This is a genomic window from Flavobacterium sp. NKUCC04_CG (assembly GCF_019345525.1).
GTDB lineage: Bacteria > Bacteroidota > Bacteroidia > Flavobacteriales > Flavobacteriaceae > Flavobacterium.
Window position 1 is genome coordinate 1 of sequence record NZ_JAHKRA010000007.1, and the last position, 21,562, is coordinate 21,562.

Consider the following 21,562-nt stretch of genomic DNA (forward strand, 5'->3'; position numbering starts at 1 on the left):
CGAAAGGATTCGTTCGGCAGCGGGGGTTTAAGAGTTGAATATTAGAATATTGATTTGCCACACGAAAGGATTCGTGCGGCAGCGGGGAAAGGATTCGTGCGGCAGCGGGGGGTTTAAGAGTTGAATATTAGAATATTGATTTGCCACACGAAAGGATTCGTGCGGCAGCGGGGGTTGAATATTAGAATATTGATTTGCCACACGAAAGGATTCGTTCGGCAGCGGGGGGTTTAAGAGTTGAATATTAGAATATTGATTTGCCACACGAAAGGATTCGTTCGGCAGCGGGGGTCTCGAACATAAAAAAGGAGGATTGATGAATGAGACTCTGAATAGCTCGTTAAGCACTGACGTTAAAGAACGTGGACAAATCGTTGGTGGTGGGTATGGACCATTAGGAGCTACGTCGGGGGATGGAGTTTATAAACAATCTAATCTATCTAAAGACAATTATAAAGGGAATATAAAAAATCAGGTAAACAGTTTTATAGATTCAAATAAGATTAAATAAAATGGATAAAATAAATAAAGTCTTGTTCTGTATATCAGTGTTATTGTTGGTGACTTCTTGCGAATTAAAAAAAGATTTTATGAATATTGATTTTCAGTATTATACAGCTTGTGTACCTAAGAGTTGGAATGAAATTTATATTGAGGGTATTGATTCTCAAGTTAATGCTTTGCTAACAAAAAATGGTGATACAGTGTATTTTGATTTCGGAAAGTACTCACAAAATTTTGATGAAACGATTAAGGTTTTTAGTAAAGAACAGATAAAGAAATATGACTCCTTAGGGATGAGTTTAGAAGGATTGTATTCTTCACACACACCGGAAATAGACCAAATGCAAGGAGTTTTTTTAGAGTGCTACTATTATTATGATACTATTAATGGGAATATAGCAAAAATAAAAATACCTAAAAGAACAAATAAAGGTGGGGAAATAGGAGCTTGTTTTCAAGCAATAGGTGAAAATAGTTTAACTATTGTTGCTAAAGATTTGACAATAGAAGAACAGTTTGATTTAATTAAAGTTTTTGAGAGTATTAGATTTAAGTGATTTTGTATCCCCCGCTACCGCACGAATAATGTCATTAAGTTAATGTGTTAAACAGTTGATTTCCATGTGTTTAAACTTATTTTTTTAATAGTGATTTCGTATATTTACTTGACAACCAAGTAGTCAATCTCCCGGCAGTGCCCGAATTCTTAAATAATTACAGGGATAGGTATAATCCTAGTTTTCACTTTGTACTGTACTTATTAATTTTGCAGAATCTTTTCGACCTTATAAAAAATCCGTTAAGAAATCACTGCAACGGAGCCGAAAAAAGATTTTGTGTTTGACCGAAGGGAGTTAAAATCTTTTAGGCGTAGTCAAGTGATTTTAGGAATTTTTTATAGTGTCTTGACTTTTTGCTTCGTTTTGTGTCAAGACAAAATGAAGAGAATTTTAGCACACTCAATCTTTGAAAACAAAATTTTGCTCGAACGTACCCCGCTACCGTACCAAATAAAATTCGACGGAGTCAATCCCTTGGTGTGGTACGAATAAACAAAAAATCCCAACCGTAAACAGCTGGGATTTTGTTTTATATACACTGTACAAAAAAAGGTATAAAAACCCCTTAAAGCTTTACAATTCCTTTTTCAATCATCTCCAGCATAACGGGAGAAGCATTTTTAAAGGTAGGTGCTTGTTCGATAAGACTCCCTATGTTTTTCTTATTGACTTTAAAAGTTAAATCTTGTTCTGTAGTAAACAGTAGGGCGGTTGTAAACGGTTTTTTTATGTAAGAACTCAAAAGCATAAAAGTTTCGTCAACCGTGTGAAAACTCTCTATTTCTTCAGTTTTGTATCGGGATGTAAGGGCAAAGTTATAACCGCCGGTTTCCAATATATTTAGGCGTACATAAATATTCTTAAGATCCGTATCCCCCATGGTTTTTGCCATAGTTAACTTGGCGAAGGTGCCGTCGTTAATACTTGACTTGACTTGTTCAAAAAATTGACTAAAAACAGGGATATATAACATCGTGCTAGGGTTTGAAGGACAAAATTACATTAAGTAACGAAATAGCCCCTGCTTTTCGCGTTTTTTTTACGAGAAAAGATTTTAAATGTTTTAAGTATTCTTAAGTGCAAGCAGTAAAACAGCAACTCAATTATTGCAAACTCTTTTTTCTTAATTGAAGTCCTAAAGCGACAGCCGATATCGGAGTACTGAGCAATGAGGTGATATAAAGAGTTCCCGCTAAATCTGGATTTCCGGAAACTGTAAAAAATACCGCGATAAAAAACAGTGCCACACTGAGACACAACCAAATGCTTATTAGGATAGTCACCGTAAAATTATTAGTTTGTTGCATCTTCGTAAATAGTATTGTTGATTTTGGTATAAAAACTTAAAAATATATAACTTATTGCAAGTTTAATATTTAATTAGGTACAAAACAAATAAATAATTATGCAAAACGGTTTTTTATCTAAAAAGGGAGGATTGCCGTAGTTAATGCGCTATTTAGAGCCATTCTAAGGTTTTTTGCAAAAGTGATTTTGTAATTTTACTTCAACAAAAATAAACTAACAATTCCATGGACTTTTTTTATCAAGACCCTTATCCAATCCAGAAGGATACGACCACTTACCGTAAAATCACTTCCGATTTTGTACAAGTAGAAAATTTAGGCAATCGTCAAATTTTAACCGTTGATCCTCGTGGATTGGAATTGTTAGCTGAGACTGCGATGGACGATGTTTCCTTTATGTTGCGCACCGCACATTTGGAAAAACTGCGCGCCATATTGGACGATCCGGAAGCTACGGACAACGACCGTTTTGTGGCCTATAACTTACTTCAAAATGCTGCTGTGGCTATAGAGGGGCAATTGCCTTCTTGTCAAGATACCGGAACGGCTATTGTTGTGGGAAAAAAAGGAGAAAATATTTATACAGGTGTAAACGATGCCGAATGGTTGTCTAAGGGAATCTTTAATGTGTATCAAAAGAAAAACTTGAGATATTCTCAGATTGTGCCGATCAGCATGTTTGAAGAGAAAAACTCCGGATCCAATTTACCGGCACAGATTGACTTATATGCTACTACAGGAGCGGCTTATGAGTTTTTGTTTTTGGCTAAAGGTGGTGGATCGGCAAACAAAACCTTTTTATACCAAAAGACCAAATCGCTGTTGAACGACAAGTCAATGGCCGAGTTTATACGTGAAAAAATAAAGGACTTAGGAACCTCTGCTTGTCCGCCTTATCATTTGGCGTTGGTCATTGGAGGAACCTCTGCGGAGGCCAATTTAGCAGCTGTTAAAAAAGCTTCTGCCGGATATTACGACCATTTACCCACTACGGGTAATATGGGCGGACAAGCCTTTAGAGACTTAGAGTGGGAAAAGCGACTGCAATTAATTTGTCAGGAGTCGATGATCGGAGCGCAATTTGGAGGTAAATATTTTACACATGATGTGCGGGTGATTCGCTTGCCTCGCCATGCGGCTTCTTGTCCGGTTGGATTGGGGGTTTCCTGTTCTGCCGACAGAAATATCAAGGGGAAAATCACAGCGGAAGGGATTTTTGTAGAACAATTGGAGCAAAACCCTGCGCGTTTGTTGCCAGCGGTTGCGCCACATCTCGAGGCTCCAGTAGTGATTGACTTGAATATGCCTATGGATGATATTTTAGCTGAATTGACTAAGTATCCGATTAAAACGCGTTTGATGTTAAACGGAACCGTGATTGTAGCACGTGATATTGCACATGCGAAAATCAAGGAGATGTTGGACAATGGGGAAGAGATGCCAGAGTATTTCAAAAACCATCCCATTTACTACGCAGGTCCAGCAAAAACTCCGGAGGGAATGGCTTCAGGAAGTTTCGGACCAACCACTGCGGGAAGAATGGACCCTTATGTCAAAGAATTTCAAGCAGCAGGCGGTAGTAAAATCATGTTGGCCAAAGGAAACCGCTCGAAAGACGTCACCGAAGCCTGTGAACAGTTCGGTGGATTCTATCTCGGTTCTGTAGGTGGACCAGCGGCGATACTGGCCAAAGAAAATATATTAAAAGTTGAAGTCGTTGACTTTGAGGAACTCGGCATGGAAGCGGTGCGAAAAATCACCGTAAAAAACTTCCCTGCCTTCATCATCACCGACGATAAGGGCAATGATTTTTTTGCCAACTTATAAATGAATCATTAAGAGCCATCCCTTAGGGTGGCTTTTTTGTTTTTGGACGTTCCCCTACGGGTCAGGTGTTCCGCTATATCTTTGGCGTCGCTACCGCTTTGCCAAAGGATGCCGCTCCACCCCTTAACGCGAATAGGGTTGATAGCCATTGCGAAAAGATATATATTTGCTTGACTGCTAAAACACCTATATACCATGACGATAACTGCCTTGATGTCCACGCCATTCGGAACCCTTTTTCTCGAAGCCGATGAATTGGGAATGACTCAAATTCGAATGGCAACAATTGCAGACGTTGCTACTGAGAATACTTCGAAATACATCGATGCAACACAAACACAACTCACAGAATATTTTGAGGGAAATCGCCAAACTTTTGATTTGTGTTTGCATCCAATCGGTACCGATTTTCAACAAAAGGTATGGCGGGAATTGCAAAACATTCCCTACGGTAGGGCGGTATCTTATCTCGAAATGTCCAAGCGATTGGGCAATGTTAAAGCCATACGTGCAGCGGCAAGTGCCAATGGTAAAAATCCTTTATTAATCGTTATACCGTGCCATCGCGTTATTGGAAAAGACGGTTCGTTAACCGGATTTACAGCGGGCTTGGCGGTTAAAAAATGGCTGTTAGAACACGAGTCCGAAGCCAAACAGCAATCTTTGTTTTAAAGAATCCATTGCGAATACAATAAAATTAGTATTTTAGTGTGCAAATTAAATATAAACCGATGAAAAAACTGTTTAAAATACTTAAAATCGTAATAATTACGTTGGTGGCTATCGTTGCTTTGATGTATATTTTTAAAGTAGATTATTTAATTACAGCCGTTCGAACCGTTTATTTTCACGGACATAAAACCGCTTTCTTAGACGATTATAAATATTTCCCCAACCGAGAAATCAAAAAAGACATAGCCCAACCCTGGCAAATGGCTATAGATTACAATACCGTTCCGGCAACAGAACGATTGGAAAAAACCAATAAAGACTTGAAAACCGTCGCTTTTATGATTATTAAAAATGACAGTATTTGGTATGAGAGTTATTACGACGGTTACGATAAAGATTCCAAAAGCAATTCATTTTCTATGGCAAAAAGCGTGGTTTCTGCTGCCTTGGGTAAAGCCATACAGGAGGGTAAAATCAAGGGATTGGATCAAAAGCTTATCGATTTCTTACCCGAATTGGAGGGGGCTTACAAAGACCAAGTTACGGTAGGTGATTTGTCGTCCATGGCTTCTGGATTAGATTGGGATGAGCAATATTACAGCCCACTTTCAATCGTAACCAGAGCGTATTTCGACAAGGACTTGCGTAAGGTGATGATGGGGTTGCAAATCAAAAACCAGCCCGGACAACACTTTGAATATAAAAGTGGCGATACCGAATTACTAGCGATGGTTTTGGAAAAAGCGGTAAAAAAACCATTGGCCGACTATGTTTCTGAAAAATTTTGGCAACCGATGGGCGCCGAAAATGACGCTTTATGGCAATTGGATCACGACGGAGATGGCATTGAAAAGGCCTATTGTTGTATTGCTAGTAATGCTAGGGATTTTGCGCGTTTTGGAAAATTGTATAAACAATATGGAAAATGGGAGGGACAACAGCTTTTAGACAGTGCTTTTGTGGCCAAATCCATACAACCGCGTTTTCCCGAAAGTCCTCAATACGGATACGGCTGGTGGCTTAATAATTACCGCAACAAACACATGTTTTATATGAGAGGCCATTTGGGGCAATTCGTAATCGTTATTCCTGAAGACGATATTATTATTGTACGACTGGGGCATTTAAAAGGATTGGAGACCGCTGAAGATGCACACAGTAAGGACTTTTATATTTATGTGGATGAAGCTTACCAAATGCTGTCTAAAAGAAAATAACATGATTGATAAAATTCCCTTAGAGCATATCTTGTTTTTGGATATAGAAACCGTCCCAGAACAAGAACAGTATGAAGAATTGGATGCCGAAATGCAATTGCTCTATGAAGCCAAAACGGCCTATCAACGAAAGGAAAACACTACGGCAGAAGACTTTTATTCCCATGCCGGTATTTGGGCTGAATTTGGCAAAATTGTATGTATTTCCGTCGGTTATTTTGTGTTTAAAAACGACATTCGGCAGTTTCGGACCACCTCTTTTTTCGGGAAGGAACCGCAGTTGCTAAAGGATTTTAGTGCACTGTTGGAAACGCATTTTAGCAAACCTCAATATGTGTTATGCGGACACAATGCTAAGGAGTTCGACTACCCATTCCTAGCGAGACGCATGATAATTCACGGATTGAAAATTCCATCAAAACTCAATTTGTTTGGAAAAAAACCTTGGGAGATACCGCATTTGGATACTTTGGAATTGTGGAAGTTTGGCGATTTTAAACACTATACATCTTTAAAACTATTGACAAAGATATTGGGAATCCCTTCGCCTAAAGACGATATAGACGGTAGTCAAGTTGCAGCTGTCTATTATAAAGATAAGGATATCGATCGCATTATAACCTATTGCGAAAAAGATGTCGTTGCTGTTGCACAGATTGTTTTGCGCTTTAAAAGACAAGAATTATTGGTTGAAAATGAATTATTTTCAATTTGAGTTAAAGAAAAGTTAAAAATTGAATTTCAATAGGTTAGTTGGTAAAACATCGTCAAATTTGTGACATCAAAGAAAAAAAAATGAACACTAATAAACATTATTCATCAAATTTTACCATGTGGATTCTATCCGCGAGGGGTCTTGTTGTGTAATTTTATTTCAGTATAAAATATATATTTAGAGCCCTCGCCTTTTGCGAGGGCTTTTTTTTTTACCGTATTTTGAAAACAGCGTTTTTGGTAAAATAGGAGTTAGAGCCAAAATGTTGGTTTCGCTAAATACCGGCAAAGTTGATTAACAAATTAAAGATGCTGTGTCAAAACAGCCTATAATAATAGATAATAAAAATAACTTATGAATTTCAATTGTATTATTTCAACGTTTATTTCCAAGTGGTCTTATATGCACTTGTGTCTTGCTGGTTGCCTAAAATGATGTGTTTTTAAATTCGTATGAATGAAATAATAAGTCCTTTTGGTAACCGTTCCAAGAGGACTTTTTTTATAGCGTAAAAAGAGGTTTTTTAAATTTTTTAAAATAAAAGTGATGAGTAAAAAAGTAGTAAAAGTATTGGGTTTTTCAGCCAAAGAGAGTCAGTTCGTCGTCAAGTCGAAAGATTTTTCTTTAACCCTAAACAATGAGGTGGGTTTTGTGACTTCAAAACCTTCCAGTTCTGTGGAATTTCTTTTGGCGAGTTTGGCTGGGAGTATTCATGCAGTTGGTAAAGCCGTTGCAAAGGAGCAGGAATTGAATTTAAAGTCGATTCAATTGGAGATATCCGGTGAAATAGAAGTGCTTAAGTCGGATTCGGCCATAGAGAAAAGCAACAAGGGTTTTAAAACGGTACACGTGGTCATCAAGCCTACGTCGAGTGCTTCAATAGTAGCTTTAAAACAATGGATGGATTCGGTAAAAAGGCGTTGTCCGGTTTATGCTACTATGAATAAATCGGCGGCGGTTATATTGACTTTAGTAAAGGAATATGATGAGGTTAAGGTGGCTTAGTCGTCGAAGCGGAATTGGGAGAGAAACAGCGTTCTCTTTCTAAATAATTGTAAAGAGAACGCTATTTTAAAGGCTTAGCATTTTTTATTTTAATACATTGCACTACATTTCAATGATCAATAATAAGCTATGTCACCAACCAAAGTTTTAGAAGTAAAATCTGTTTCCATCGAATTTAAAGTCGATAAAGTATGGAAGCCCATTATCAAAAATCTTTCTTTTTATATCGGTGCCAATGAAATTGTTGGTATAGTCGGAGAGTCTGGTTCTGGAAAGTCGGTGACTTCTTTGGCGTTGATGGGTTTATTGCCCGAGGCGGTTTCTCGTATATCCGAGGGGCAGATTGTTTTTGATCAGGTCGATTTGACTCAAAATACTTCAAGAGATTGGCGGTCGGTACGCGGTCGGAAAATCGCAATGATTTTCCAAGAGCCTATGAGTTCATTAAATCCTTCTATGCGTTGTGGTGCTCAGGTTGCCGAGATGTTGGCAGAGCATACAACCGCTTCTAAAGCCGCTATTAAATCTGAGGTATTGGCCCTTTTTGAAAAGGTAAAACTGCCTGATCCACAGGGAATTTTTAATAAATATCCGCATCAAATCTCGGGCGGACAAAAACAAAGGGTCATGATTGCCATGGCCATAGCTTGTAAGCCGCAGTTGCTCATTGCTGATGAGCCTACTACGGCCTTGGATGTTACCGTTCAAAGGGAAATCATCACCTTATTGCAAGATTTACAACGCGAAACGGCTATGAGTATCTTGTTTATTACTCACGACTTGGCGTTGATTTCTGAAATTGCACAGCGCACTTTAGTTTTATATAAAGGAGAGCTTGTTGAGCAGGGCAATACGCAACAAATTTTTGAAAACCCCACACATATATACACGCGGGCTTTAATCAGCTCGAGACCATCGTTGGATTTCCGCTTAGAGCGCTTACCGACCATATCCGACTTTTTAAACCAAACACCGTTATCCGAGGTTGTCACCGCACAAGAGCGAAAACAGCGTTTGGAAGTGCTTTACCAACAAGAACCCTTATTGGAAATTCGCGACTTGGGAAAGGAGTATTTAAACGGAGGAAATTGGTTTTCGAAATCGAAATTTCAGGCCTTATCCGAGGTCAATTTAAAGATTTACGAAGGCGAGACTTTGGGATTGGTAGGAGAGAGTGGTTGTGGAAAATCGACTTTAGGCAATGCAATTCTTCAATTGGACCGCGCCAGTTCGGGCTCTATTTTTTATAGGGGAAAAGACGTTACGCATTTGTCTAAAAGTGCTTTAAGGGCGTTGAGAAAGGAAATTCAAATTATCTTTCAAGATCCGTATTCCTCACTAAATCCGCGTATCACGGTGGGAAAAGCCATTATGGAGCCTATGAAGGTGCATGGACTGTACGGTTCTGATCGCGAACGAAAAAACAAAACCGTCGAGATATTAGAACGTGTAGGATTAGATGAAACTTGTTTTAATCGTTATCCCCATGAATTTTCTGGCGGACAACGACAGCGAATAGGTATTGCCCGAACCATAGCCTTACAGCCCAAGCTCATCGTTTGTGATGAATCGGTTTCTGCTTTGGATATTTCTGTTCAGGCCCAAGTTTTAAACCTGTTAAACGAACTCAAAGAAAATTTCGGTTTTACTTATCTGTTTATTTCCCACGATTTGGCCGTGGTAAAATACATGTCCGATCAAGTGGCGGTGATGAACAAGGGAAGGATTGTGGAGATGAATGAGGCGGATGCCTTATATCAGCATCCTCAAACGGCCTATACGCAAACCTTAATTGAAGCCATTCCGCGATCAAAAAATTAAATGCGAAATCAAGGGGTTAAAAATAGCCCTTTCAATGGGTGTTGAAAAGGCTATTGTGTTGGATTAGTATCCGGTATAAGGAACTTCTTTTTCGTGAAATACAATTCCGTAATGTTCTAACTCTTGTAAAATCGGTTCGTAAACCTCTTTTTCAATAGGCATTTGCACCCCTGGCGTAGAGATAATTCCCTTAAGTATTTTTATAGCGGCTATGGCAACGGGTAATCCTACGGTTTTAGCCATAGCAGTATAGGTTTGATCGTCGCCAATACAAACCATTTTAGAGTCGATTTCTTTGCGTACACCGTCCAATTCATAACCAAACTTGTGATACATCACTATCATGTCTTTGTCGTGTTCTTTTAAGTCCCAACTATCGCTTAATATCTTTTCCAGTATTTGTGCAGGAGTGGCCTTTTTTAAACCGATAATTTTATCGGGATTAAAAATATCCAATTCCATCAACTTGTCCCACATAATGTCATCTTGATCGAGATTTAAAGCCAATCGCAATTTGATTTCAACCGAATCTGACGGATGGTAAGGTAAATACGAATTGATAAATTCGCGGTACGACATCTGTTCGGAATTGTCTATGGTATAACTGTCATCGGTTAGTCCCAATTCAACAAACATATTCCAAGCTTTGGAATAGCCAACTCTACGTATGGTTCCTCTAAAAACCGTTAGCGCATCGTCCAGTCCGTAAACGGAGCGGTATTTTAGGGAGTCTCTATTGGCATAACCTTCAAAGCGGCCATAGCCTTCGATTTCCATAAACTCCGTTCTTCTGAAAAGCTTGTTATAGGGAATGTATTTGTACTGTCCTTCTTGAATAAATTTTGCGGCACCGCCTTGTCCGGCCAATACCACATTTCTCGGATTCCAAGTAAACTTGTAATTCCATAAATTATCATCCGATTCTGGAGCTACTAAACCACCACAGAACGATTCAAACAAGATGATTTTTCCACCTTTGGCGCGTATTTCGTCTAAGATTTTCATGGCACTCATATGGTCGATACCCGGATCAAGTCCGATTTCGTTCATAAAAACCAAACCGTTTTTCTTAACCTCTTCATCCAAAGCGGCCATTTCTGGACTAATATAGGATGCGGTTACCAAGTGCTTTCTGTAAGTCAAACAATCTTTTGCCAATTCAATATGTAAAAAGGCAGGAAGCATAGAAATGACAATGTCCGCCTTGGCAATCTCTTCTCTACGGCGATCAACATCGTGTAAATCAAGAGCTATAGCAGTAGCATTAGGGTGCTTATTTGTTTTCTTTTGAGCCAATTCTAATGAAAGATCAGCTATAGTCAAATGTAAATTTTCTAAATCGGATTTTTCTAATAGATATTTAATTAGAGATGAAGCTGATCGACCTGCTCCAACAATTAAAATATTTCTCATAATGTGGTTTTTAATTAAAACACGAAAATAGCGATTTCACTAGCGCTAAAAAATAAAAAACCATTTTATTTTGAAAGGAAGTTAATTTAAAGAATTGTATATTTGAAATAAAAAGAACATGGACAAAAAGATATTGGGTTTAGCGGCTCTTTTGGGAGGAATTGCTGTGATTTTGGGTGCTTTTGGCGCTCATGGACTTAAGGCAGTACTCGATGAAAGTCAATTGCTAACCTTCGAAACGGGGGTGCGGTATCAGGTGTATCACGCCTTATTTTTACTTTTTGTAAGTATCACGCCTAGCTGCACTGCTAAGGCAAAAAAAGCTATTGCATATTTGGTTGGTTTTGGAGTGTTGTTTTTTTCAGGCTCCATTTATTTGTTGGCGACTAATGATCTGACGCCTATAGATTTTAAGTTTTTAGGGCCAATTACTCCTGTAGGAGGTCTTTTGTTGATTACGGCTTGGTTTACGGTCGCATATCAGGCATTTTTTGTCAAAAAAGGGATTTAAAACCGATTTTAGTATCGATATTTTTAAATTTATTTCTAAGTTTGCAAACATATTAACAACAACACATTTTATAGATATGAATGTTTCTAAATCTATCTCGTTAGAAAAATACGGCATTGCAGATGCGGTTGAGATTATTCACAACCCTTCTTACGAATATTTGTATGACGAGGAAATTAGCCCAAAATTAGAAGGGTTCGAAAAAGGCGAATTAACAGAGCTTGGAGCAATAAATGTAATGACAGGTGTGTTTACAGGACGTTCACCTAAAGATAAATATATAGTTAAGGATGCGGTTACAGAAAATACAGTTTGGTGGAATTCTCCTCAAAGTGTAAACGACAACAAACCCATCGACCAAAATACCTGGAATGCGCTTAAAGAAAATACAGTTAAGCAACTTTCTAATAAAAAGCTTTATGTAGTAGATGCTTTTTGTGGAGCTAATGAGAACTCGCGTTTAAAAGTGAGATTTATCATGGAAGTGGCTTGGCAAGCGCATTTTGTTAAAAACATGTTTATTCGCCCTACACAGGAAGAATTGGATAACTTCGGTGAGCCAGACTTCGTCGTGATGAATGCGTCTAAGACTTCTTTTGAAAAATATAAGGACTACGGATTAAATTCGGAGGTTTATATTGCATTTAACCTAACAGAGAAAATCCAAATCATTGGAGGTACTTGGTATGGTGGAGAGATGAAAAAGGGAATGTTTGCGATGATGAACTACTATTTGCCTTTGCAAGGAATGGCTTCCATGCACTGTTCTGCCAATAAAGGTAAGGATGGGGATGTAGCGGTTTTCTTTGGTTTGTCAGGTACAGGTAAAACAACGCTTTCAACAGATCCAAAACGCGAATTAATCGGTGACGATGAACACGGATGGGACAATGATGGTGTTTTTAACTTCGAAGGAGGTTGTTATGCTAAAACCATTGACTTGAGTAAAGAACACGAACCGGATATCTATAATGCCATCCGTAAAGATGCGTTATTGGAAAATGTAACGGTTTTAGAAGGGGGTAAAATTGACTTTAAAGACGGTTCTACCACTCAAAATACCCGTGTTTCTTACCCAATTTATCATATTGACAATATTGTTAAGCCGGTTTCTAAGGCTGGACATGCTACCAAAGTAATCTTCTTAACGGCAGATGCTTTTGGGGTAATGCCTCCGGTTTCTAAATTGACACCTGAACAAACAAAATATTATTTCCTTTCTGGGTTTACAGCAAAATTAGCTGGTACTGAAAGAGGAGTTACACAACCTGAACCAACATTTTCAGCTTGTTTCGGTAAGGCGTTCTTATCTTTGCATCCAACCAAATACGGTGAGGAGTTGGTAAAGAAAATGGAGCAGCACAACGCGACGGCTTATATGGTAAACACCGGATGGAACGGAACGGGTAAGCGAATTTCTATAAAGGATACTAGAGCTATTATCGATAGTATTTTAAATGGTTCTATCGAAGAAGCGGAAACGGAAATCGTTCCTATTTTTAATTTGGTAGTTCCTAAAGCTTTAGAAGCGGTAGATACGGCAATTCTAGACCCTAGAAATACCTATCAAAACGCTTCGGACTGGGATACTAAAGCAAAGGATTTAGCGGCTTTGTTCGTTAAGAATTTTGCAAACTATACCGATAATGAAGAAGGTAAATCTCTAGTAGCGGCAGGTCCACAAGTTTAGATTTTTCTTTCTTAAAGATAAAAAAGCCAGATGAGAAATCATCTGGCTTCTTGTTTTTAAGCGATTTTGCGGCTTGTTTTTTTCTAGACAAGGTCTATTAGTAAAAATGGAAAAACTAGCCTTAAAGGCTTTTATAAGGAGTTCTTCGGGCTTGTTTTGGTTTTCTTCTAAAATAAAAGGGCTGTCTCAAAAAGACAGCCCTTTTATTTTAATCTTAAAGTATTTTTATTTAAATGAGTGACTCGTTTGTCGGTTACTATTTATTTGCTTTGGTTATGTATTTTTCCAAAGCCATAGTCATCGAAGGAGCTTCTGGACTTGGTGCCATAATATCCACTCTTAGACCGTGGTCTAAAGCTTCTTTTTGAGTAGTGCTACCAAAGACGGCTATACGAGTATTGTTTTGCTCAAAGTCTGGAAAATTCATAAAAAGAGATTTTATTCCGGTTGGGCTAAAGAAAGCCAAAACGTCATAATACACATCTTTTAAATCTGAAAGATCGCTCATCACTGTTCTGTAAAATACACCTTCAGTCCAGTCGATTTTCAACGCGTTTAAGGTCGTTGGTACATCGGCGTTTAATTGGTCAGAAGCGGGTAATAAGAACTTCTCATCCTTGTATTTCTTGATAAGGGGCGCGATATCTACAAAATCTTTAAGACCTACGTATATTTTTCTCTTTCGATAAACCACATACTTTTGAAGGTAATAAGCTACGGCCTCTGATTGGCAGAAATATTTTAGAGTTTCAGGAACTTTATATCTCATCTCTTCAGCTACACGAAAAAAGTGATCAACAGAGTTTTTGCTCGTTAAAATAATTGCTGTATAATTATTTAAATCAATTTTTTGCTGACGAATTTCTTTTGCGGAGACACCCTCAACATGAATAAAGGGTCTAAAGTCAAACTTCACCTTTAATTTCTGTTGTAATTCGAAATACGGTGAATTTTCTACTTTAGGCTCTGGTTGAGAAACCAAAATTGTTTTCACTTTCATAATTTATGTTCTAATGCTCTAAGATTTTGTAAACCAATAATAAAGGAAAAAATAGGGAGCTATTTCAAGAGTGCAAAGATACAAAATAAAATAAAACAATCTATTAAGAATCAAATTTTGATAATTCCTTAAAAAGATGATGTATAAGATGATGTTTGTTATCATTAATGCAAGCATTATGATGAAAAGGGGGATTTTGCTTGAAAAATCGTTATAAAAAAGAATTAAATTAGCCGGTAATATCAACAAAGAGACATAGGTACGGTAATTAACTTTTTGTAAATTAAATTGTTCAGAAAACTCCTCGATATTAAATGCAATTGCTACAATTTTCTCTATTAAGTATTTGGCTAAAATAAAAAAGGTGATGAAATTTAAAATTCTTAAAAAGGATATCAGCGAGTAATGATTGATATAACCAAAACTCTTTAGGCAGATTTGGACAAAAAAGGTTCCCGAAATCAATTGAACAAAAAACAGGGATATGGTAAAACTGTTTTTGATATTGGAACTGTCTTTGTAAATCTTGGTGTATTTCTCCGAAACGATCAGACGGAGGTATTCCGCAAAGCGAACTTCATAGACATTTCTATTAATTGCTAGAATGCCAAAGCAAAGCAAAAACAATAATGTTGCCCAGTCTTTGTTCTCAATCACTCTTTGGGTTAATGTAATATCCATCATAACGGCTGTAAAATTACTAATTTTTTTTTCAGAAAAGGATATTGTATTTTATTTGTGGAATAACTTTATATAAAAAGTTTACTTTTGCAAGTAAACGCTATTAAAATGCCTCAAGGAGTTGTCATCATACCCACATATAACGAAATCGAGAACATACAGAACATCATTACGGTTACGATGAGTTTACCGGATTATTTTCACGTTTTGGTGGTGGACGATAATTCGCCAGATGGAACTGCGGCGCGAGTTCGGATTCTGCAACAGCAGTTTCCAAACCGGCTTTTTCTCGAGGTTAGGAAGCAGAAGGAAGGATTGGGTACGGCCTATGTACATGGTTTTAGATGGGCATTGGATCGTGCATATACCCATATCTTCGAGATGGATGCCGATTTCTCACACAATCCAATGGATTTACCTTTGCTTTTACAGGCTTGTGAAGAGGGAGCTGCGATGAGTATTGGATCGAGATACGTTACTGGTGTTAATGTGGTCAACTGGCCTCTCAATCGCGTATTGTTATCGTATTTTGCTTCGGTTTATGTGCGATTCATTACCCGAATGAAAATAAGAGATACCACAGCTGGATTTATCTGTTATCGACGGGAAGTTCTGGAAAACATTCGATTAGACAACATTCGTTTTATCGGATATGCTTTTCAAATTGAGATGAAATACCGCGCATTTGTTAGCGGATTTAAGATAGTCGAAGTCCCTATTATTTTTACGGATCGAACACAAGGGGAATCGAAAATGTCAAACGGCATTATTAAAGAAGCCGTTTTTGGGGTAATTACTCTTAGGATAAAACAACTACTAAACAAACTATAATGAATGCATTTTTAATAAAAAACGGACAAATCGTCAATGAGGGTCAAGTCGTTTTCGCAGACATCTTAATTGAAGACGGTCGTATCGCAAAAATAGCTTCGAATATTGACCCTACAAGCCAAATACGCGTAATTGATGCAGCCGGATGTTGGGTATTGCCAGGTATGATTGATGATCAGGTTCATTTTAGAGAACCGGGATTAACGCACAAAGGCGATATTGAAAGTGAATCCCGAGCGGCTATTGCTGGAGGAATTACGTCTTTTATCGAACAACCCAATACCGTACCCAATGCCGTGACTCAAGAGCTGCTAGAGGACAAATATCAAATTGCCAGTCAAAAGTCTTTTGCCAATTATTCCTTTATGATGGGAGGTACAAACGATAATTTGGAAGAGGTTTTAAAGACAAATCCAAGAAATGTTGCGGGTATCAAATTGTTTTTGGGGTCTTCAACTGGAAATATGTTGGTCGATAGAGAAGAAGTACTCGAAAAGATTTTTTCTAGCACTAAAATGTTGATAGCGGTACACGCGGAGGACGAGGCTACAATTCAACAAAATTTAGCACATTATAAAGAGCAATTTGGCGACGATATCGCTGTTGAATGCCACCCTTTAATACGAAGCGCAGAAGCCTGTTATTTGTCGTCTTCTAAGGCGATTGCCTTGGCTAAAAAAACCGGAGCACGTTTGCATGTGTTCCATGTGTCTACCGCGGTGGAAACAGCGCTTTTTAGAAATGACATTCCCCTAAGTGAAAAAAAGATCACCGCAGAAGTGTGTGTACATCACCTTTGGTTTTCTGATGAAGATTATGCGACTAAAGGAAATTTAATCAAGTGGAATCCCGCAGTTAAGTCTGGTGCGGATAGAGCAGCTTTATGGGAAGCCTTGTTAGATGGTCGAATAGATGTGATTGCAACCGATCATGCACCACATACTTTAGAAGAAAAAGCCAAACCTTATAGTCAAGCGCCATCTGGTGGGCCCTTGGTGCAACACGCGCTAGTAGCCTTGGTGGAAGCAAGTAAAAACGGTAAAATAAGCCTTGAAAAAATAGTCGAGAAAACGGCGCATAACCCAGCCATTTTATTTCAAATCGAAGAGCGAGGGTTTATACGTGAGGGATATCATGCCGATTTAGTATTGATTAATCCCAAGTCCAGTTGGACCGTAAGTACTGATAATATTTTATATAAATGTGGATGGTCACCTTTTGAGGGACAAACATTTAGCTCCAAAGTAACACACACCTTTGTCAACGGAGAATTGGTTTATGAAAACGGATTAATTAATGAAAAAAAGTCGGGACAACGATTGTTGTTTCAGAGATAAGAAGCAGCGTATCTTATCCTTACTAGGTTTTTTAAAAGTGGAGACCAAAACGACGACTGTGCATAAAAAAATGAACACCATTATGAAAAAACTAACCTTATTGTGTTGTCTTTTGGGATTAATGTCCTGTAAAAAAGAATTGGAGAAACCGACTAACTTCATCAGCAAAGATAAGATGACCGATATGTTGTATGACTTTGCCGTGTTGGGAGGAATTGAAAACATCAGTGCCTTTTATTCGGATACTACCGTTTCGGTTATTCGTGCCAATACCATTTTAAAAAAATATAAAGTGGACAGTTTAACCTTTGTGGAAAACAACAGGTATTATATTGAATTGGGTGATGAGTCTTATTTTAAAATGCAGGAGGAAATCATGAAGCGATTAGAGGCAAAAAAGGAAGCCTTGAATAAAATAATTAAGGAAGAGCAGGAAAAGGAACAACGTTTAGAAGACGAGAAAAAAGCTAAGGAAATTAAGGATAAGACCAAGGATGTAAAGACCGAGGAAAAGGATTTAAAAACGAAGGGAAAAGACAGTGCTGGCGCTAAAAAAATGATGTCTAAAATGGTGTCTAAAATGAATTCAGATACGATTCGCAAAGCGGTTTTAAAAAGTCAGAAGTAGGAGTAAACGAATAATTTAAAGTTTGGATGATTTTAGAATTATCGTAAACGGTAGAGGAATGAGAAGCTTTTGCGCTAGCGCGTGAATAGCTTCTTTTTTTTGCTGTAAAAAGCGAAATAATATAGTCTAATCTCCAGGCAATACCCGTAGTAAAAGGAGAGGCATAGAGTGTGGGGCGTTTTTTATGTAAATGATCGGCTAGACCATCGAGTAAATCGTGAAAGCTGATGTTTTCTGAAACGACTACATAGTTTTGATTTTGAATGGGGCTATTCATCAGTTTAATCATGATGTTACAAACATCTTCTACAGCAACAACACCAACGGTTCCTTTGGTGTAAAAAGGCATTCCTTTATAGATTTTTTCGAACAATTCTCCAGAACTTTGTTTCCAAAATCCACGGCCAAAGATCACCCCGGGATTCACAATGACAATCGGCAGATTTTCTTGACTGGCTCGCCATACTTCGATTTCGCTACCGTATTTACTAATGGCGTAATCGCTATGTGAAGCATCGGGATTCCAGTTGGAGGATTCGTCTATTTTTTTGTCTTTTTCTATGGTTTCTCCCAATGCAGCTATCGAGCTAACATGGCAGAATTTCTCGATTTTATGAGCGATGGCAAGGTTAACCATATTGGCGGTGCCTTCTATATTGATTTTGCGAAGCAGTTCTTCGTCTTTTGGATCAAAAGAGACGATTGCAGCACAATGGTAAACCCTAGTGATACCAATAAATGCAGTTTCAAGTGAAGGAAGATCGTTGACATCTGCTTTTAGCCATTCTATTTTTTGAAACAAAGCTGCTGCATCGTAGTCTTGAAACAATTGACGTGTTTTTTCAATGTTTTTACCCGTTCTATAGATGGCTCGAACTACTTCGTTTTCTTGAAGTAATTGAAATAATAAATGTGCGCCTAATAAACCGGTTCCTCCTGTGACTAGTATCATATAGAGACAAATGTAAAAGATAAGTTTTACATACTGAAATTTTTTTGAACTAATCGCTTGTTTGTGGATTCGCTTATTTGCTAATAGACGAACAGATAAATAGACGAATTTGCGAATTCAATTGTTTATATTTGTAAAAAATAATATTTAAATGAAGAATTTTATTGAAGAAGTGACTTGGAGAGGAATGCTCCACGACGTGATGCCAGGCACCGAAGAACATTTGTTGGAGCAAATGCGTGTTGCGTATGTGGGAATTGACCCAACAGCCGATTCATTGCATATTGGACATTTAGTAGGGGTGATGTTGTTAAAACATTTTCAATTGGCCGGGCATAAACCCGTTGCATTGATTGGTGGAGCAACTGGAATGGTCGGTGACCCGTCTGGGAAGTCGAACGAGCGTAATTTACTCGATGAAGAAACCCTGCTACACAATCAAAATGCCATTAAAGCGCAGTTAGAGCGTTTTTTAGATTTTAATTCCGGTACGGACAACGCTGCGGAATTGGTGAATAATTATGACTGGATGAAAGATTTTTCATTTTTGGATTTTATTCGTCAAATCGGAAAACACATCACGGTTAACTATATGATGGCAAAGGATTCTGTAAAGAAACGTTTAAATGGTGAATCAGCCGAGGGAATGTCTTTTACAGAGTTTAGTTATCAATTACTACAAGGTTACGATTTCTTGCATTTGTTTCAACAGAAGAAAGTGACTCTACAAATGGGTGGTTCTGATCAGTGGGGCAATATCACTACGGGTACAGAAATGATTCGTAGAGTAGCTTCAGGTAAAGCCTATGCTTTGACTTGCCCGTTGATTACGAAGGCCGACGGTACTAAATTCGGAAAATCTGAAGGAGGTAATATATGGTTGGATGCAGCGCGAACATCGCCTTATAAGTTTTACCAATATTGGTTGAATACTTCGGATGCAGATGCTGAAAAATACATTAAGATATTTACGTTTATCTCCAAAGAAGATATCCTATCACTGACTGCAGAACATCAAGAAGCGCCGCATTTAAGAGTGCTTCAAAAGCGTCTGGCAGCTGAATTAACGACCATGGTTCATTCCGCGGACGATTTGGAAAATGCTATAAAAGCCTCTAATATTTTGTTTGGGAATTCGACTTCAGGCGACCTAAAACAATTAGATCAACAGACCTTTTTAGATGTTTTTGACGGTGTTGGTCAGGCGGAAATTAGTCGTTCGGATATCGATGCGGGATTGAATATCATTGAGGCATTGGCCGCTAAGTCTGGTTTTACCACATCAAACGGGGAAGCGAGAAGAGCCTTGCAAGCCAATTCTATTTCGGTAAACAAAGAAAAAGTAGACGAAGAATACGTCATCAGCACGCAAGATTTAATCAACGACCAATTTGTATTGTTACAAAAGGGGAAAAAGAACTATTTTGTTTTGGTAATAAAATAAATTAAACGACCATCAGGTTACAACCCCTGATATCGGAATGATCAAAGCGACCCAACACTTCGAAAGAATGGTTGGGTTGTTTTTTTCCCAAATCTTGTGTAGCGATAAAAGAACAGGAATTGATATTGGCCAAGTCAATAACATTGATGCCCCCCGCTTTTCCATCGGCTAGGTAGCTCAAGGCGTCCTCGGTATCGCGAATAAGAATATCCATCCACGGTGGACATTCAAAGACCCCGTTGCCCAACGAATAGGCCTGAGAGAGCAGTTCGGTCATGCCGTATTCAGAATGGATTTCGGATACGCCAAATCCCTCGCAAAGCAATTCGTGTAATTCTTCGCGAATCATCTCTTTACGCTTGCCTTTCATACCACCCGTTTCCATAATAACGGTGTGTTGTAAGTTGAATTTTTGGATTTCAATCAGGTCCAATAAGGCGTAAGTAACGCCAATCAATAAGACGTTTTGACCGTCTTTTTCCAATTGTAGTATTTTCGCTATGAGTTCACTATAGTTGTTGAGATAAAAACCGCTTTCGGGTTGATTGGATTGCTCGATCAAATCGTTGACCATATAAATCAACGAAGACCCCTCGCGCTCCAGATAGGATGGCAACAAAGCCAATACCACATAATCTTCTATGTTTCCATAAAAATGAGAAAAAGCCTTTCTAAAACTCAGTTCGTAATAAGCTAAGTCAGTTATGTGATGTTTGCTGGTTACTATACCGGTTGTGCCGCTACTTGTAAATGTGGTTTGTATGGGTAAATCCGAACTCAGTATATCTTTAGTCTTAAAGAACTCAATAGGTAAAAAAGGGATGTCGTAAAGATTTTTTACATCCGAAGGATTTTTCTTAAGCAACTCGCAAAATTGTCGGTAAACACTATTGTTGTCGTATTGAAAACGAAAGGTTTTCAACGCCATTTTTTGGAATTCCTTTGGAGAATTGATTTGGATAATGTCTTCTGCTGTAATCACGACTCAATATTTTAGACAAAAGTACAAATAAAAAAGCATCGAAATTTGTCGATGCTTTGAATATATTTAATAGAAAGACGAACTACCTGATGACTAATTTTCGCGTAGCAGTAGCGTCTTTTTCTTTAATTTTAATGATGTAGACTCCAGGATTGATGTTGGGAAGATTAAGTTCTCTTGTAGTTAATACTGAGCTAAATATTTTCTTGCCTAAAATGTCATAGAGGCCAATTTCCTTAGGTAGATTATTATTACTGGTAATATAAACTTTTCCTGTTGAGGTCGGGTTGGGGTACAGTTGTAGCCCTTCGATACTCTCCGCGGGTTTCGAAACATTAGTTGGATCGGTAACTTGCCCGTAAACGATAGCATTAAAGCTAAATAGGAGCAAGATCGATAAGATATAAAAGTATTTTTTTTCCATAAAACATGATTCTATTGTAAATGTAAGTATTTATTTCAGAT

At 38.1% G+C, this 21,562-nt stretch carries 23 protein-coding genes; 14 read left to right on the plus strand and 9 right to left on the minus strand.

Features of this window, described 5'->3' with window-relative positions; all coding sequences use genetic code 11:
* Window positions 1–316: 316 nt before the first annotated feature.
* The gene (locus KO524_RS06965; protein ID WP_219292305.1) at window positions 317–511 is read left to right on the plus strand and encodes a hypothetical protein; all 195 of its coding nucleotides are present in this window, start codon (window positions 317–319) and stop codon (window positions 509–511) included.
* A gap of 1 nt (window position 512) precedes the next feature.
* A complete protein-coding gene (locus KO524_RS06970; protein WP_219292308.1) occupies window positions 513–1,061 on the plus strand; it encodes a hypothetical protein in 549 nt (182 codons plus the stop codon).
* 568 nt (window positions 1,062–1,629) lie between these two features.
* On the opposite strand, the gene KO524_RS06975 is transcribed toward KO524_RS06970, so the two are convergent.
* Complete coding sequence (locus KO524_RS06975) at window positions 1,630–2,037, minus strand: hypothetical protein (RefSeq protein ID WP_219292311.1); 408 nt, start codon at window positions 2,035–2,037, stop codon at window positions 1,630–1,632.
* A gap of 130 nt (window positions 2,038–2,167) precedes the next feature.
* Window positions 2,168–2,371 (minus strand): hypothetical protein, encoded by a 204-nt coding sequence (locus KO524_RS06980; protein ID WP_219292313.1) that lies wholly within the window; start codon window positions 2,369–2,371, stop codon window positions 2,168–2,170.
* A 225-nt stretch (window positions 2,372–2,596) separates the two neighbouring features.
* On the opposite strand from KO524_RS06980, the gene KO524_RS06985 reads away from it, so the two are divergent.
* Complete coding sequence (locus tag KO524_RS06985; protein ID WP_219292316.1) at window positions 2,597–4,198, plus strand: fumarate hydratase; 1,602 nt, start codon at window positions 2,597–2,599, stop codon at window positions 4,196–4,198.
* Window positions 4,199–4,206: 8 nt separating this feature from the next.
* Here KO524_RS06985 and KO524_RS06990 read toward each other — a convergent pair whose 3' ends face one another.
* On the minus strand, window positions 4,207–4,347 hold the full coding sequence (locus KO524_RS06990) for a hypothetical protein (protein ID WP_219292318.1): 141 nt from the start codon (window positions 4,345–4,347) through the stop codon (window positions 4,207–4,209).
* Between the two features lie 46 nt (window positions 4,348–4,393).
* Here KO524_RS06990 and KO524_RS06995 point away from each other — a divergent pair, with 46 nt between their 5' ends.
* The 5 genes from KO524_RS06995 to KO524_RS07015 all read left to right on the plus strand — a co-directional run bounded on the left by KO524_RS06995 (window position 4,394) and on the right by KO524_RS07015 (window position 9,628).
* Window positions 4,394–4,870, plus strand: a complete 477-nt coding sequence (locus KO524_RS06995) for a methylated-DNA--[protein]-cysteine S-methyltransferase (RefSeq protein WP_255555176.1) — start codon at window positions 4,394–4,396, stop codon at window positions 4,868–4,870.
* A 59-nt stretch (window positions 4,871–4,929) separates the two neighbouring features.
* Window positions 4,930–6,087 (plus strand): serine hydrolase, encoded by a 1,158-nt coding sequence (locus tag KO524_RS07000; protein WP_219292320.1) that lies wholly within the window; start codon window positions 4,930–4,932, stop codon window positions 6,085–6,087.
* 1 nt (window position 6,088) lies between these two features.
* Window positions 6,089–6,802 carry a 3'-5' exonuclease gene (locus KO524_RS07005; RefSeq protein WP_219292323.1) on the plus strand — a complete coding sequence of 238 codons (714 nt, stop codon included), beginning with the start codon at window positions 6,089–6,091 and terminating at the stop codon, window positions 6,800–6,802.
* A 546-nt stretch (window positions 6,803–7,348) separates the two neighbouring features.
* Complete coding sequence (locus KO524_RS07010; RefSeq protein ID WP_219292328.1) at window positions 7,349–7,807, plus strand: OsmC family protein; 459 nt, start codon at window positions 7,349–7,351, stop codon at window positions 7,805–7,807.
* 129 nt (window positions 7,808–7,936) lie between these two features.
* Window positions 7,937–9,628 (plus strand): ABC transporter ATP-binding protein, encoded by a 1,692-nt coding sequence (locus tag KO524_RS07015; protein WP_219292331.1) that lies wholly within the window; start codon window positions 7,937–7,939, stop codon window positions 9,626–9,628.
* Window positions 9,629–9,691: 63 nt separating this feature from the next.
* Here KO524_RS07015 and KO524_RS07020 read toward each other — a convergent pair whose 3' ends face one another.
* Window positions 9,692–11,041, minus strand: coding sequence for a saccharopine dehydrogenase family protein (locus tag KO524_RS07020; RefSeq protein WP_219292334.1), 1,350 nt, complete (start codon window positions 11,039–11,041; stop codon window positions 9,692–9,694).
* 118 nt (window positions 11,042–11,159) lie between these two features.
* On the opposite strand from KO524_RS07020, the gene KO524_RS07025 reads away from it, so the two are divergent.
* Both KO524_RS07025 and pckA read left to right on the plus strand, forming a co-directional pair.
* A complete protein-coding gene (locus KO524_RS07025) occupies window positions 11,160–11,552 on the plus strand; it encodes a DUF423 domain-containing protein (RefSeq protein WP_219292336.1) in 393 nt (130 codons plus the stop codon).
* 76 nt (window positions 11,553–11,628) lie between these two features.
* Complete coding sequence (gene pckA / locus KO524_RS07030; RefSeq protein ID WP_219292339.1) at window positions 11,629–13,242, plus strand: phosphoenolpyruvate carboxykinase (ATP); 1,614 nt, start codon at window positions 11,629–11,631, stop codon at window positions 13,240–13,242.
* A gap of 256 nt (window positions 13,243–13,498) precedes the next feature.
* Here pckA and KO524_RS07035 read toward each other — a convergent pair whose 3' ends face one another.
* A complete protein-coding gene (locus KO524_RS07035; protein ID WP_219292342.1) occupies window positions 13,499–14,242 on the minus strand; it encodes a uroporphyrinogen-III synthase in 744 nt (247 codons plus the stop codon).
* A gap of 18 nt (window positions 14,243–14,260) precedes the next feature.
* A complete protein-coding gene (locus KO524_RS07040; RefSeq protein WP_219292345.1) occupies window positions 14,261–14,926 on the minus strand; it encodes a DUF4271 domain-containing protein in 666 nt (221 codons plus the stop codon).
* 105 nt (window positions 14,927–15,031) lie between these two features.
* On the opposite strand from KO524_RS07040, the gene KO524_RS07045 reads away from it, so the two are divergent.
* The 3 genes from KO524_RS07045 (at window position 15,032) to KO524_RS07055 (ending at window position 17,719) form a co-directional block, all read left to right on the plus strand.
* On the plus strand, window positions 15,032–15,754 hold the full coding sequence (locus tag KO524_RS07045; RefSeq protein WP_219292646.1) for a polyprenol monophosphomannose synthase: 723 nt from the start codon (window positions 15,032–15,034) through the stop codon (window positions 15,752–15,754).
* Complete coding sequence (locus tag KO524_RS07050; RefSeq protein ID WP_219292348.1) at window positions 15,754–17,091, plus strand: dihydroorotase; 1,338 nt, start codon at window positions 15,754–15,756, stop codon at window positions 17,089–17,091. Before KO524_RS07045 ends, KO524_RS07050 begins: the two co-directional genes overlap by 1 nt.
* A gap of 82 nt (window positions 17,092–17,173) precedes the next feature.
* A complete protein-coding gene (locus tag KO524_RS07055) occupies window positions 17,174–17,719 on the plus strand; it encodes a DUF4296 domain-containing protein (protein ID WP_219292351.1) in 546 nt (181 codons plus the stop codon).
* On the opposite strand, the gene KO524_RS07060 is transcribed toward KO524_RS07055, so the two are convergent.
* Entirely contained in the window at window positions 17,667–18,671 is a 1,005-nt protein-coding gene (locus KO524_RS07060; protein ID WP_219292354.1) for an NAD-dependent epimerase/dehydratase family protein, read from the minus strand. The genes KO524_RS07055 and KO524_RS07060 overlap by 53 nt on opposite strands.
* 151 nt (window positions 18,672–18,822) lie before the next feature.
* Here KO524_RS07060 and tyrS point away from each other — a divergent pair, with 151 nt between their 5' ends.
* Window positions 18,823–20,115, plus strand: a complete 1,293-nt coding sequence (gene tyrS, locus KO524_RS07065) for a tyrosine--tRNA ligase (protein WP_219292357.1) — start codon at window positions 18,823–18,825, stop codon at window positions 20,113–20,115.
* 1 nt (window position 20,116) lies between these two features.
* Here the strand turns inward: tyrS and KO524_RS07070 are convergent, their stop codons facing one another.
* Both KO524_RS07070 and KO524_RS07075 read right to left on the minus strand, forming a co-directional pair.
* Window positions 20,117–21,097, minus strand: coding sequence for an acyl transferase (locus KO524_RS07070; protein ID WP_219292360.1), 981 nt, complete (start codon window positions 21,095–21,097; stop codon window positions 20,117–20,119).
* A gap of 82 nt (window positions 21,098–21,179) precedes the next feature.
* Window positions 21,180–21,521, minus strand: coding sequence for a T9SS type A sorting domain-containing protein (locus KO524_RS07075; RefSeq protein ID WP_219292361.1), 342 nt, complete (start codon window positions 21,519–21,521; stop codon window positions 21,180–21,182).
* Between the last annotated feature and the right edge of the window lie 41 nt (window positions 21,522–21,562).